Raw genomic sequence first — 12,910 nt, 5'->3', positions numbered from 1 at the left:
CCGGTTTCCTTACGCATTCACAGGCAGGTGGAGTTCACGCGCCAGAACCTCCAGCGTATCGCCGAGAATGGCGGTGATCTCGCCGACCTGTTCGCGGTTCACGACCATGGGTGGACAGACGAGGAAATGATCGCCTTCGACACCGCCGCGTGTGCGGCGCGAATAGATGATCAGGCCGCGTTCATAGGCGAGATCGACCATCCGTTGATGAGCGTTCAGTTCCTTCGGCAGCGGTTTCATGGTTTCGGGATCGGCGACGAACTCAGCAGCCAGCAACAAACCCTTGCCGCGCACATCGCCAATGAAAGGAAAGCGTTTTGCAAGCCCTTCCAGTTCGCCCTTCAGAGCGTCGCCCATACGGGCAGCGTTGCCGACCAGATCAAGGCGATCAATCTCCTGCAGCACCGCCTTGCCCGCTGCGCAGGCCAGCGGATTACCGGCATAGGTGAAGCCATGCAGGAAGCCGCCCGCATCCAGAACCGGCTGCACGATACGGGCTGGTGCCGCCATTGCGCCAAGCGGGCAATAGCCGGAGGCAAAGCCCTTGGAAAGCGCGATGAGGTCGGGCTTGCAATTCCAGTGGTCGCCGCCGAGAAACTTGCCGGTACGCCCGGCGCCGCTCATCACCTCGTCGTGGATCAGCAGGATGCCATAACGGTCGCAGATTTCGCGGATACGCGGATAATAGCTATCGGGTGCGACCAGCGCGCCGGTGGACGCCCCACCGATCGGCTCCATGATGAACGCGAGCACGCTTTCAGGGCCTTCTTCCTGAATCTTTTCCTCCAGCATGTCGGCATATTTCTGGCCGCGCTGTTCCATCGTGAGATTGTCGCGGTCGAGATAGGCGGTCGGTGCCGGAACTTTCGGCATTTCGCGCATGATGGGCGCGAAGGGCTCACTCAAAGCTGCATAGCCGGTGACAGCCAGAGCGCCAAGCGTGCCGCCGTGATAGGATGGAAAACGCGAAATCACTTTCCAGCGCTTGCCCTGCCCGGTCGCAACTGCCCACTGGCGGGCGAGCTTGATGCAGGATTCAACCGCTTCCGAGCCGCCGGAAACGAAGAAAATCTTGTCCAGACCTTCCGGCATCCGCTCGGCGGCCATGCGCGCCAGATCTTCCGCCGGTTCGTTTTCGAAATGCAGACGATAGGCGAAGGTCACGCGGTCCATCTGCTCTTTCATGGCATCGAGCACGTTGCGATTGCCGTGGCCGATATTGACCACCATCGCGCCGCTCGATCCGTCGATGACACGGCGTCCGTCCTGATCCCAGATATAGATGCCCTCGGCACGGTCGACCAGCGGCCTGCGCAGGCGCGACTGGTAGAAAAGATGCGATGCCGGGCGTTCGTTCTGTGCTTTTGTGTTGAGCATGGCGTTACTCTGTCAGCGCTTGAGATATTGGTTGAGAACATTGGCGGTCACACGCTCGACCATGCGGTCGCCGCGTTTGAGAGCCGCTACCCACTCGCAGCTTCCGGCGTGGAAAACCTCGCCCTTGCCACGTGGGAAATTGACGATCATGCCGCAGCCGCGCTTGATGCGTTCGACGGCTGCATCCCCATTGTCGCCGATCAGCGTATCGGCCACGAATTTGGCATCAGCATCGGAGAGGAACTGGTCGTCGGCTGGAATATCCGCGCTCTCCTCCTTGAGAGACGACATGCCGAGCGCCAGAATCTGCAATCCATCCGGTGCACCGCTGCCTTCCTCCGGTTCCGGCAATCCGCCCCGGATCACATAATCGAGCCCGTCGACTTCGTAACCGAAGGCGTGACCGTCAGCACCGAGAAGATCGCCGTAATAGATGCCGGTACCAGTAAAGGCCCAGTGTTCGGGGCGATAGACCGGGAAACCGCGCACGCCGCGCGGGGCGCAACCGCCCCAGCCGACATAAAGCCCGCGCAATGCATTGAGACCGAATGTCTCCGCTGCTGGCCGTCCGGTTTCTTTCGCTTCCCAGCAACCACTGGTGCGGCGCGGATCGGCGGAGCGATAGACCGGGTCTTCGGCGCGGGCGCGATATTTGTAGCAGGTCTGGCGCTTGCCATCATCTTCAAGCCGGGTCTGCCACATGAAATTGCCCGCAAAACGCGCTGCACGACCACCGCCATCGACATAATGATCAACGGCATCGCGCATTTCCCATGTCCAGTATTCGTCGTGACCGACAAAGGCCACGCAATCATAACCGTCGAGGATTTCAGGCGAGAAATGCAACTCGTGCTGGCTGGCGAGATCAACCGCATAGCCTTCCCGCTCGGCCCAGCGGAAGAACAGGCTGTCATAGCTTGCCCAGCCGGAAGAGGTATATTTCTTGGAATAGCCATTGGCATAGGCCCATTCCATATGCGGATAGCGCGGGGGTGCGGCAGGCGGCGTCACAAATTCCAACGGCACGCGAGGCGCGTCGGATGGCAGGACAACAAAGCCGCGGCAGAACGGGCGCTCGATGCTCACCGTCGTTGCATATTGATCGCCATTCGGCCCGGTAATGCCCTGATAATGATTAGAACCGCCCCAGGTATTATAGGCGGTCCATGTGCCGGTCGCGGCGACCTGCAGGATACGACCGGGCTTGCGGCCCGCCGCCGGGCGCAGGATGAAAAGGTGGTGGCAATGGATCGACTGTCCGTCATTGCCATGCGCCTTCAGCGTGATGCGATAGGCGCCGGAAGGCCAGTTTTCATCCGTCTTGAAGGCAAATGTCGTTTCCCAGCCGCAGCCAACAACCGAACATTGCGCAGGTGTTTCCTGCCATTTGCAGTCGATCCCGCGTTTGGAGAAGACCGGTGTTTCCACGGCTCCGTCCCGCACGATTTCGATATCGAAACGCGAGGCGGTCGCACTCACCTGCAGATGGACAGTCGCGCCCGGCAAATAGGAATAGGCATCGGTGTAGCACCAGATTTCGCCGCGCGGCCCGTCCATGCCGGGATATTCATAATAATGGCCAAGGACTGCTTCGCGCCGTTGTGCCGGGGTCAGCCCGAAATCGGGGAACTCGTTAACGTTTCTCTCGCTCATCCGACACCTCACGCAGCCAGATATTTCTTAAGGAAAGAGCGGGTGCGCTCCTGCACCGGATTGCTCAGAATCTGATCCGGCGGTCCTTCTTCCACCACCACACCGCCATCCATGAACAGGATGCGGTCGGCGACCTCGCCTGCAAACCGCATCTCGTGCGTGACGATCAGCATCGTCATATGTTCGGCGGCGAGCTGCTTCATGACAGCATTGACTTCATCCACCAGCTCGGGATCGAGCGCCGAGGTGGCCTCGTCGAACAGCATCACCTTCGGCTGCATGGCGAGCGCACGCGCAATGGCCACGCGCTGCTTCTGCCCGCCCGACAGGCGCGAAGGGTAGACGTCGATCTTGTCGGCAAGCCCCACCTTCGACAGAAGCTCCAGCGCCAGCGTGCGGGCCGCGTCCTTGCCCATGCCCTTGAGCTTGATCGGGCCGAGCGTGATGTTTTCGAGTACCGTCAGATGCGGGAACAGATTGAAGTGCTGGAATACCATGCCCATCTGCTGGCGCACCGCGTTAATGTGCTTTTCAAACGCCTGTCCAGTCAGCGGCTGGTTGACCTGCACGCCATCGAGCCAGACTTCGCCGCCATTCAGCGTTTCCAGATGATTGATCGAACGCAGAAGTGTGCTCTTGCCGGAACCGCTGGGGCCGATGATCGCCACGATCTGGCCGCGCGCCACCGAAAGGTCGATGCCTTTCAGTACTTCCAGCTCACCATAGGCTTTGCGGGCGCCCTTCACTTCGACCATCGGTTTTGCGGATTTGGGGCTGCTCATCGCGTGACCTCCACTTTTCTTTCAATGCGTCGCAAACCGGCCTCAAGGACGAGATTGACCGCGTAATAGATGGCCGCGACGGTGATATAGAATTCGAATGGGCTGAAGGTTTCGCTGATGGCAAGCTGGGCGCTATGCACCAACTCGGCAATGCCGATGATCGAAACCAGCGACGTATCCTTCAAAAGAACGATCATGTTGTTGCCAATCGGCGGGATCGTGTTGCGGATCGCCTGCGGAATGACGACATAGCGCAAAGCCTGACCGTGGCTGAAACCGATGGAACGGGCGCCTTCCATCTGACCCGGATCGACTGCCACAATGCCTGCCCGGATGATATCGGCATTATAGACGGCAAAGTGCAGGCTAAGGCCGATAATGCCAGCGCCAAGGGCGGGAATATTGATGCCGATCTGTACCAGCCCGAAATAAATCAGAAACAGTTGCAGCAGCAGCGGCGTTCCCATGAAAAGCCACATGAAAAACCGTACCGGCCAGGCGAGTATGGCAGGCGCATAAAGCACCACCAGCGCAAATGCGATGCCGAATACGAAGCTTAAGAACGCCGATGCAACGGTTAGAACAAGCGTCCACCACAATCCGGTCAGAAGCAGATCCGTATAGGGAGTGACGATGCTGAAATCGAGAGCCTGCATCCAGTCCTCCTCACTGCGCCGCAAAGCGTTTGTCGAGAAAATCGACCCCGCGCGCCATGACATAGATGATGATCATGTAGAGAACGGCGGCCACGCCGAAAATCTCGAACGGCTTGTAGGTCGAACCAATGAAACGCTGCGCCGTATAGGTCAGTTCAACCACCGAAATCGTAGAGACCAGCGCCGAGCCTTTCAAAAGAGCAATGGCGTTGACGCCGAGCGGGCGGATCATGAGGCGAGCCGCCTGCGGCAGCACAACAAGCCGCATGGTCTGGCCACGCCCGAAGCCGATGGAGCGCGCCGCTTCGCTCTGGCCGCGATCGACACTCTGGATTGCGCCACGGATCGATTCCGACATATAGGCACCGATGTTCAGCCCGAGCCCGATGACGCCAGCGGCAAACGGTTCCAGATTGATGCCGATCTGCGGACCGCCGAAATAGAGGATGAAGAGCTGGACAAGGCAGGGCGTACCGCGAAAGACGCTGACATAGGCGATTGCAAGCCCGCGCAAAATGGGTGAGCGGGACAGGCGCGCAGTCACAAGTGTTGCAGCCACCGCAAGGCCCAGGATGAGGGCCAGCGCAGAAATCTGCACAGTTACCCATGCCGCCTCCAGAAAAAACGGGAGGACGCGCTGCATCAACGCAAAATCCATCGGAAAACTCCGGTCAATCGGTTCTCAACCGGCCCGGACATATGCCGGGCCGGGATGACGTATCAGCGAATGTCGCTGCCGACCCATTGCATCGAGATCTTCTCGTAGGTGCCGTCGGCCATGATCTCGTCAAGCGCCTTCTGCATCGCCGCCTTCAGCTCCGGATTGTTCTTGCGGATGGCGATGCCGATGGCAACGCTGCCGCCTTCAATGTCCGGCGTATCGAGCTTGCGGACCTTCTGGCCGGTTTCCTTGATCGCCACCATGACCGGGATGTTGTCGACAACGATGGCGTCAACACGACCCGAATTCAGTTCGAGCATGAGTTCCGGCAGGCCCTTATAGGTGCGAATGGTCCAGCCGCCCTGCTCACGCGCCCACTTCTCATGGGTTTCACCAAGCGTCACACCCAAGGTCTTGTCCTTGAGATCGTCGAGCTTCTGAACGGCGGAGTCTTCCTTCACGAAAACCGCGCGACCTGCATGATAATACGGTCCCACGAAGTCCACCGCCTTCTCGCGCTCCGGCGTGATCGTCATGGAACCGACGACCGTATCGAACTTGCCCGCCCGAAGACCGGCAACGATGCCATCCCAGGCCGTGGTGATGAGCTGCGGCTTCAACTGCATGCGCTCGGCAATCGCCGCACCGATGGAAGCATCGAAGCCCACGACCTCGTTCTTCTCGTTGACGAAATTGAACGGCGGGTACTGGCCGCTCATGGCGATCTTCAGTTCGCCCGATGCCTTGATCTTTTCAAGATCATCCGCCTGTGCGGGCGCAACCGCAAAAACTGCTGTGGCAGCAATCGCGGCAGCGGCAATGAAACCCGTGAATTTGTTAAACATGCTGTTCCCGACTTCCTCTTGATTGTTTTTCTGAGGCTATTTGATGCCTCTCAATATTCATGATTGCTTTTATGGATGCATTTCGCAAATAGATAATGGGAATGGATTACATAGATTTCATGAATGGATAAAACCATGTCGCTGCATCGCCCCGAGCGTCTTGTCTGGGATCTGGACTGGAACCTTCTGCGTAGTTTTGTGGTGATCGCCGAAGTCAAAAGTATCACCCGCGCCGCCGAGCGCCTCAACCTCAAACAGCCAAGTGTGAGCAATGCGCTGCGCCGGCTGGAAGACCGCATCGGCCAGCGGTTGGTGGAGCGTGACGCCACGCATTTCGAGCTGACCGAAGTTGGCAAACTCCTCTACGAACAGAGCATCGAAGTCTTCGGTGCCATTTCCCAACTGCCGCAATTGGTGCGCGGCGTCGGTGACGATGTGACCGGCCATGTCACCATTTCAGTCGCCAGCCACATTGTTTCGCCCATTTTCGATCAGGCGCTTGCGCTGTTTCACGAACAACATCCCCGCGCAACGCTGACGATCAACGTATCCGCCAGCACCGAAGTCGCCCGGCTGGTGCGAGAGAAGCGCACCTCGTTCGGGCTTGGTCTGGTGAGCAATCGCGATCCGGCGCTGGATTACACCATGGTCTATCGTGAATTCTTCGGCTTTTTCTGCGGCCCCCGGCACCGGATGTTCGGCCAGTCCGGGCTGACGCTCGCCGATCTGAAGGGAGAACCATCGGTATCGTTTCAGACCGATCATATTGCCGACGCGCTGCGCCCTGTGGCCTTGCTGCGCAGTGAAGCGCGGCTTTCGCCGGATGTCGTCGGCACCTCGTCGAGCCTTGAAGAAGTGCGCCGGATGATTATCACCGGTCTTGGTATCGGCCCGCTTCCGCTGCATGTAGCGCGACGCGAGATCGATGACGGTCTTCTCTGGCGCCTGCCGCCCTACGATAACCCGCCGGCAATCGATGTTTTCCTGATCCACAATCCGGAAACCAATCTCAACAAGGCCGAAAAAGCCATGCTGGCCGGACTGAAGGCGTTGATTGCCTCCACCCCGCTGGAAGACCGTATTTACGGAGATTGACGAGCGGGCAAAGCCCGCTCGCCCCTTATCATTCTGCCGCTTCTGCAGCGCATAGCGTATTGCATTCGACAGCGTCCCGCGCGCCAGACAGGCTCGCCTGACCAAGCGCGACAACTACTGCGGCGCTGAGGCTGGCCACGACAGAAACCCAGCAGCCGTTTGCGGCACCAAAATTGTCGACCACCCAGCCGGCAACGAACGCGCCAAACGCCATCCCGATACCGATGCCGGTCATCACCCAGGTTATGCCTTCGGTCAGCATCGTCTCCGGCACGCGGCGTTCGATCAGACCGAAGGCTGTGATGAATGTCGGAGAAATCGCAACACCGCTGACGAACACCGCCGTTGCAAGAAGCGTGGTCGACGTACCGGCAAAAGGTAGCGGCAAGGCCGTCAGTGCCAGCACGCTGACGGCAATCATCAACTGGCGTTGCAGAGGCATACGAAGCGCCAGTGCCCCAAGCGTTATCCCGACAAGGAACGAACCGATCGCGTAGACGCCGATCACAAGGCTGGCGGCGCCGGGCTGACCAAGCTCGCTTGTGATCGCCACGGCGCTGACTTCAGCGGTCGCAAAGGTAGAGCCGACGAAGATGAGTGCCAGCGTGATGATCTGAACGGGACGCGACCAGATTGCGGAGCGTTGCGGGCCATTCTGATCGAGCACACGAACCGGCGGCTCACTGGAACGCTGCAAAAGGAAGGCAGTCGTGCCCACGGCCAGGAAAGCCGTGCTGATAAGCATCCCCGCTTCGGGAAACAACGAAACCGCCAAAGCCACGGAAAGGGAAGCACCTGAAATATAGACCAGTTCATCTGCAGCCGACTCGAACGCGAAAGCGGTATTCAATTCAGGACGGTTGCGGAAAATTTCGGTCCATCTTGCCCGCACCATTGCCGGGATGCTGGGCATGGCACCAGCAAAGAATGCCGAGACGAACAATGTCCAGTTCGCCCAACCCAGATTTGTTGCCGCAATCAGAAGAGCGAAGGCTATCACCGAGACGATTGTGGCGGGCATGACGATGCGGCTTTGCCCGTAACGATCGACAAGCCGCGATATTTGCGGCGATATGAATGCATTCGTCAGTGCGAAGGTGGCCGAAACCGCGCCCGCAAGCCAATATTCGCCATGGGTCTGCGCAAGCATAGCCACGATACCGACCGGCGCCATCGCAAAGGGAAGACGGGCGAAGAACGCAGCCGCCGAAAAGCCGATAGCGCCTGGGGCGCTGAAAATTTCTCTATATGGATTGGACATCGGAGTGGGTCCTTGAAAGGGAGAATTACATCACTTGCATACGGTCCGTATGTTAATTAAATAATTGATACGCGGCGTATGTCAACTAATATACGCAGCGTATGCAAATAAAAGGAACCATGATGCGTAAACCGCGAAGCGAAATGATTGCCGAAACAAGGACGAAGCTGATGGCTGCGGGGCGCAAGGCCTTCGGGACCGCTGGCTATACTGAGGCTTCGATGGATGATTTTACCGCCTCCGCCGGGCTGACACGCGGCGCGCTCTATCACCATTTCGGTGACAAGAAGGGTCTTCTGCAAGCCGTGATCAACGAGATCGATTGCGAGATGGCCGCGAGACTATGCACGATTTCTGCGAGGGCACCCGACCGCTGGCAGGGTTTTGTCGACGAGAATGCGGCCTATATCGAGATGGCGCTTGAACCGGAAATCCAGCGGATCATGTTTCGCGACGGGCCGGCAGTGTTCGGCGATCCTTCGAGCTGGCCGAGCGCCAATGGCTGTATCCGCACGATAGCCACAAGCCTCGATGCCTTGCGTGAAGAAGGTGTCATCGTCGATATCGACTCGGAAGCCGCCGCGCGGCTGATCAATGCAGCGAGCAGCAGCGCCGCGCAATGGATCGCCAATTCGGACGATCCCGAAGCCACGTCAAAGCGAGCCGTCAAGGCGTTCAGGACGTTTCTGGAAGGTCTGTTGAAGCGGAAAAATTGAGCTATTCTTTGTATTAACGCACATTTTATCCGAAAACCGTTTCACACTTTTCGGGATGCGCTCTAGCCCGACACGATCGACGTGAAATCAGCCGTACCTGCAAAACGCGCGGCCCTTACCTTGCCGTATTTGCTCTTGTCGATGACGAGATGTTTCTCGACGGCGCGCTGCATGGCCATCTGCTTGATCGGCACTTCATGGAAGTGCGAGCAGGTGACCCCGTGCTGATCATCGACGCCGCCAGCCGACAGAAAAGCCTTGTTGATGTTGACGCGCTTCAGGACGTCAATCCCCTCGTCACCTGAAAACGATGCCGCTTCCGGGTGATAGAGCCCACCCAGAACGATGAGACGCACATCGCTGCGCTGCGACAGGATTTCTGCAATGTTGAGAGCGTAGCAGACAACTGTAATATGCTGGTCCTGCGGGATGCGATGAGCAAGGTGCGGCATCGTGGTGCCGCAATCTATGAAAACAGTATCATAGGGTTCGATCAATGCAGCGGCCGCCGCGCAAGCCTGCGCTTTCGCATTGGCATGGCTGTCTTTTTCAAAATCAAAGACATAATCGCCGTTCAAGCCGTCCTGTGTCGGGATAATGTAACCACCCAAACAATTGAGCATTCCACCGTCGCTGCCGATATCGCGGCGGATCGTCATTTCCGACACGCCAAGACGCGCTGCCGCATCGCGCAGACGAAGCACACCGACTTCATCTACGAGTGCCGACAATTCGGCAATCCGCTCTTCTTTCCGGCTGATTCTGCTCACGCTATCCCCATTATTCGCAGTTCGCTCACCCGTTTATACGTCCGTCACAATTCACGCAATTGCGATCATCCGATCTTGACAGGCTGAATATAAATGTGAAACGATCCAAACATAATGATCGGATTATAACATTATAATTCGCATTGTTGGGAGGATATGACAACAGGGTTTTGCGCACGCCGAACAGAATTCGTTCTTCGGCCAGCAGACCGGGGAGCGTCAAACAGGCGGGAAAACAGATTGCATTTTCGCCCGGCCGCGAAGCCGGGCATGGAGGAGAACGCTGACGCGCCCCACCGTTCCGGGGCGCGTCAGCGTCAGTATCGTCCTTCTGCGGCCAATGGCGCGGCAGGACACAGAGTTCGGAGTTCCTTCCGGCTGATATGCCAGATGGGGCTCCGGCATTTGAAGTAACGCGCATTCTGTCCGCAACGGTCAGGAATGCGTCTTGGGAGGAAACACCGGTGAAAAAATTTCTAGCATCCGTGGCGATTGCCATGTCCGTTGCCGTTCCGCACGCTTTCGCGGAAGGCGTTGTTGATACGTCGAAAATCAATAAAGAGCTAATCACCACTGCCAATGACAAGAAGTACACCATCGCGACTGTCGTGAAGGTGGACGGCATTGCCTGGTTTGACCGCATGCGTGATGGCGTCGACCAGTTCAAGGCCGACACCGGCAACGACGTCTGGATGGTCGGCCCGAGCCAGGCGGATGCCGCGGCACAGGTGCAGATCGTTGAAAACCTGATTGCGCAGGGTGTTGACGCTATTGCCATCGTTCCGTTCTCGGTTGAAGCGGTGGAACCGGTTCTGAAGAAGGCGCGCGAACGCGGCATCGTGGTCATCAGCCACGAAGCATCCAATATCCAGAACGTCGATTTTGATATCGAAGCCTTCGACAACAAGGCCTACGGCGCGAACCTCATGAAGGAACTCGGCAAGTCGATGGGCGGCAAGGGCAAATATGTCACGACCGTCGGCAGCCTGACCTCCAAGTCGCAGATGGAATGGATCGATGGCGCCGTCGAATACCAGAAGGCTAACTTTCCCGAAATGGCCGAGGCGACCGGTCGTCTGGAAACCTATGACGACGCCAACACCGACTATAACAAGCTCAAGGAAGCGATGACCGCCTATCCGGACATCAAGGGCATTCTCGGCGCGCCGATGCCAACTTCTGCCGGTGCCGGACGCCTGATCGCCGAAGGCGGCCTCAAGGGCAAAGTCTTCTTCGCAGGCACGGGCCTCGTTTCGGTGGCTGGCGAATATTTGAAGAACGACGACGTCCAGTACATCCAGTTCTGGGACCCTGCCGTTGCAGGCTACGCCATGAACATGCTGGCCGTCGCCGCACTTGAGAAGAAGAACGACCAGATCAAGGCCGGTCTCAATCTGGGCCTGCCTGGCTATGAAAGCCTGCTGGCGCCGGACGCTGCCAAACCGAACCTGCTCTACGGCGCAGGCTGGGTCGGCGTGACCAAGGAAAACATGGATAAGTACGACTTCTAGTATCCATGAATGTTCGATGGGAGGAGCTTGATGCCCCTCCCATCCTGCAAATCGCATTCCAGCCTTGCATGAGGCCCTTCATGAGTGAAAACCTGATCGAACTGCGCCATATCGGAAAACGCTTCGGCGGCGTCAGGGCGCTGGACGATGTTTCCTTCGCCATCAAGCCCGGTGAAATCCACTGTCTCGCGGGCGAGAACGGTTCCGGCAAATCCACCATCATCAAGGTCATGTCGGGCGTCTACACGCCGGAAGACGGCGAGATACTGATCGACGGCAAAACCGTCGGCAAGCTCACCCCCGTCAAATCGGTTCATCACGGCATTCAGGTGATCTATCAGGACTTCTCGCTGTTCGGGAACCTGACCGTTGCCGAAAATCTGGCAATCAATACTTTCCTCATTGAAGGCCGCAAAGGCGTCGACTGGAAGCGCGTGCGCGAACTGGCGCAAAAGGCGCTGGAACGGCTCGGCGTCAGCATCGACCTCGATGCAGATGTGGACAGCCTGCCGACATCGGGCAAGCAGATCGTGGCGATTGCGCGCGCCGTGATGGCGGACGCCCGCCTCATCATCATGGACGAGCCGACCACCGCCCTGACGCGTCATAAAGTCGATGCGCTGTTCAAGATCGTGCGCGATATTCAGGCACAGGGCATTGCGGTGCTCTTCGTCAGCCACAAGATGCGCGAAATGCTGGAAATCAGCGAAAGGCTGACCGTCTTCCGCAATGGAAAGAAAGTTGCTGAAGGCCCGATTTCGGATTTCGACGAACCGTCGATCACCCGCGCCATGACAGGTCAGGAACTCACATCGGACCATTATCACTGGACCTCGCGTGAAGGTGCTTCGGTCAATCCGACCCTCGAAATCAAGAACCTTTCTGTTCCGGGCTCGGTGGAAAATGCCAGCCTCACTCTCAACGCGGGCGAGATCGTCGGCATATCGGGACTGATCGGCTCCGGTCGCACCGAACTAGCGCTGGCACTCTTCGGCATGAAGCCGCATTTCACCGGCTCCGTTCGGATCGACGGCAAGGATATCCATCCGAAAACCGTACAGGAGGGGATCGCCTGCGGCGTCGCCTATGTGCCGGAAGACCGCCTGACGGAAGGACTGTTTCTGACGCAATCGATCGAACGCAACATCATCGTCACCTCGATCGAGAAATTCGTGCGTGGTCTCTTCATCGACCGAAAGAAGGCCAACACCACGACCCGCGACATGTTCTCGGCACTGCATATCGTCGCCCCCGGCCCGCATACGCCGGTCAATCACCTGTCGGGCGGCAACGCACAGCGTGTGGTGCTGGCCCGCTGGCTTTTGACCGGCGCGAAAGTGCTGATCCTCAACGGGCCGACCGTCGGTGTCGACGTCGGCTCCAAGGCGCAGATTCACAACATCATCCGCAAGCTCGCCCACGATGAAGGGCTCGCTGTTCTGATGATCTCAGACGATGTGCCCGAGCTGGTGCAGAACTGCAATCGTGTGCTGGTGATGCATCGCGGACGTTTCGTCGACGAACTTTCCGATGAAGCCATGACCGAAGATGCCGTCAATGACCGGCTCAAGACGCTGAATTGA

The 12,910-nt window shown here is 58.1% G+C and carries 12 protein-coding genes; 4 read left to right on the top strand and 8 right to left on the bottom strand.

What is annotated here, in order from left to right:
• Window positions 1-9 precede the first annotated feature (9 nt).
• From FIB18_RS11600 to FIB18_RS11575, 6 genes are all read right to left on the bottom strand, one after another.
• Window positions 10-1,377 carry an aminotransferase family protein gene (locus FIB18_RS11600; protein WP_140020853.1) on the bottom strand — a complete coding sequence of 456 codons (1,368 nt, stop codon included), beginning with the start codon at window positions 1,375-1,377 and terminating at the stop codon, window positions 10-12.
• A 12-nt stretch (window positions 1,378-1,389) separates the two neighbouring features.
• Entirely contained in the window at window positions 1,390-3,030 is a 1,641-nt protein-coding gene (locus FIB18_RS11595) for a N,N-dimethylformamidase beta subunit family domain-containing protein (protein ID WP_140020852.1), read from the bottom strand.
• Window positions 3,031-3,038: 8 nt separating this feature from the next.
• Entirely contained in the window at window positions 3,039-3,785 is a 747-nt protein-coding gene (locus FIB18_RS11590; protein ID WP_140021019.1) for an amino acid ABC transporter ATP-binding protein, read from the bottom strand.
• Between the two features lie 23 nt (window positions 3,786-3,808).
• Window positions 3,809-4,468 carry an amino acid ABC transporter permease gene (locus tag FIB18_RS11585; protein ID WP_140020851.1) on the bottom strand — a complete coding sequence of 220 codons (660 nt, stop codon included), beginning with the start codon at window positions 4,466-4,468 and terminating at the stop codon, window positions 3,809-3,811.
• A gap of 10 nt (window positions 4,469-4,478) precedes the next feature.
• On the bottom strand, window positions 4,479-5,126 hold the full coding sequence (locus FIB18_RS11580; protein WP_140020850.1) for an amino acid ABC transporter permease: 648 nt from the start codon (window positions 5,124-5,126) through the stop codon (window positions 4,479-4,481).
• Window positions 5,127-5,188: 62 nt separating this feature from the next.
• On the bottom strand, window positions 5,189-5,974 hold the full coding sequence (locus FIB18_RS11575) for an ABC transporter substrate-binding protein (RefSeq protein WP_105544933.1): 786 nt from the start codon (window positions 5,972-5,974) through the stop codon (window positions 5,189-5,191).
• Window positions 5,975-6,109: 135 nt separating this feature from the next.
• Here FIB18_RS11575 and FIB18_RS11570 point away from each other — a divergent pair, with 135 nt between their 5' ends.
• Window positions 6,110-7,069, top strand: a complete 960-nt coding sequence (locus FIB18_RS11570) for a LysR family transcriptional regulator (RefSeq protein ID WP_140020849.1) — start codon at window positions 6,110-6,112, stop codon at window positions 7,067-7,069.
• Window positions 7,070-7,097: 28 nt separating this feature from the next.
• On the opposite strand, the gene FIB18_RS11565 is transcribed toward FIB18_RS11570, so the two are convergent.
• Entirely contained in the window at window positions 7,098-8,330 is a 1,233-nt protein-coding gene (locus FIB18_RS11565) for an MFS transporter (RefSeq protein ID WP_140020848.1), read from the bottom strand.
• A 122-nt stretch (window positions 8,331-8,452) separates the two neighbouring features.
• On the opposite strand from FIB18_RS11565, the gene FIB18_RS11560 reads away from it, so the two are divergent.
• A complete protein-coding gene (locus FIB18_RS11560; protein ID WP_140020847.1) occupies window positions 8,453-9,046 on the top strand; it encodes a TetR/AcrR family transcriptional regulator in 594 nt (197 codons plus the stop codon).
• A gap of 62 nt (window positions 9,047-9,108) precedes the next feature.
• Here FIB18_RS11560 and FIB18_RS11555 read toward each other — a convergent pair whose 3' ends face one another.
• Entirely contained in the window at window positions 9,109-9,816 is a 708-nt protein-coding gene (locus FIB18_RS11555; RefSeq protein ID WP_140020846.1) for a DeoR/GlpR family DNA-binding transcription regulator, read from the bottom strand.
• Between the two features lie 464 nt (window positions 9,817-10,280).
• Here FIB18_RS11555 and FIB18_RS11550 point away from each other — a divergent pair, with 464 nt between their 5' ends.
• Both FIB18_RS11550 and FIB18_RS11545 read left to right on the top strand, forming a co-directional pair.
• Window positions 10,281-11,327, top strand: a complete 1,047-nt coding sequence (locus FIB18_RS11550) for an autoinducer 2 ABC transporter substrate-binding protein (protein WP_168436657.1) — start codon at window positions 10,281-10,283, stop codon at window positions 11,325-11,327.
• Between the two features lie 80 nt (window positions 11,328-11,407).
• Complete coding sequence (locus tag FIB18_RS11545) at window positions 11,408-12,910, top strand: sugar ABC transporter ATP-binding protein (protein WP_140020845.1); 1,503 nt, start codon at window positions 11,408-11,410, stop codon at window positions 12,908-12,910.

Source organism: Brucella pecoris, from assembly GCF_006376675.1.
Taxonomy (GTDB): Bacteria; Pseudomonadota; Alphaproteobacteria; order Rhizobiales; family Rhizobiaceae; genus Brucella; species Brucella pecoris.
The sequence above is the reverse complement of the archived record's forward strand: the minus strand, read 5'-3'. Positions and strand labels throughout refer to the sequence as shown.

Bases quoted from the DNA above. Each gene is read 5' to 3' on its own strand.
- FIB18_RS11600 (WP_140020853.1), bottom strand. From the start codon at position 1,377: ATGCTCAACACAAAAGCACAGAACGAACGCCCGGCATCGCATCTTTTC.
- FIB18_RS11595 (WP_140020852.1), bottom strand. From the start codon at position 3,030: ATGAGCGAGAGAAACGTTAACGAGTTCCCCGATTTCGGGCTGACCCCG.
- FIB18_RS11590 (WP_140021019.1), bottom strand. From the start codon at position 3,785: ATGGTCGAAGTGAAGGGCGCCCGCAAAGCCTATGGTGAGCTGGAAGTA.
- FIB18_RS11585 (WP_140020851.1), bottom strand. From the start codon at position 4,468: ATGCAGGCTCTCGATTTCAGCATCGTCACTCCCTATACGGATCTGCTT.
- FIB18_RS11580 (WP_140020850.1), bottom strand. From the start codon at position 5,126: ATGGATTTTGCGTTGATGCAGCGCGTCCTCCCGTTTTTTCTGGAGGCG.
- FIB18_RS11575 (WP_105544933.1), bottom strand. From the start codon at position 5,974: ATGTTTAACAAATTCACGGGTTTCATTGCCGCTGCCGCGATTGCTGCC.
- FIB18_RS11570 (WP_140020849.1), top strand. From the start codon at position 6,110: ATGTCGCTGCATCGCCCCGAGCGTCTTGTCTGGGATCTGGACTGGAAC.
- FIB18_RS11565 (WP_140020848.1), bottom strand. From the start codon at position 8,330: ATGTCCAATCCATATAGAGAAATTTTCAGCGCCCCAGGCGCTATCGGC.
- FIB18_RS11560 (WP_140020847.1), top strand. From the start codon at position 8,453: ATGCGTAAACCGCGAAGCGAAATGATTGCCGAAACAAGGACGAAGCTG.
- FIB18_RS11545 (WP_140020845.1), top strand. From the start codon at position 11,408: ATGAGTGAAAACCTGATCGAACTGCGCCATATCGGAAAACGCTTCGGC.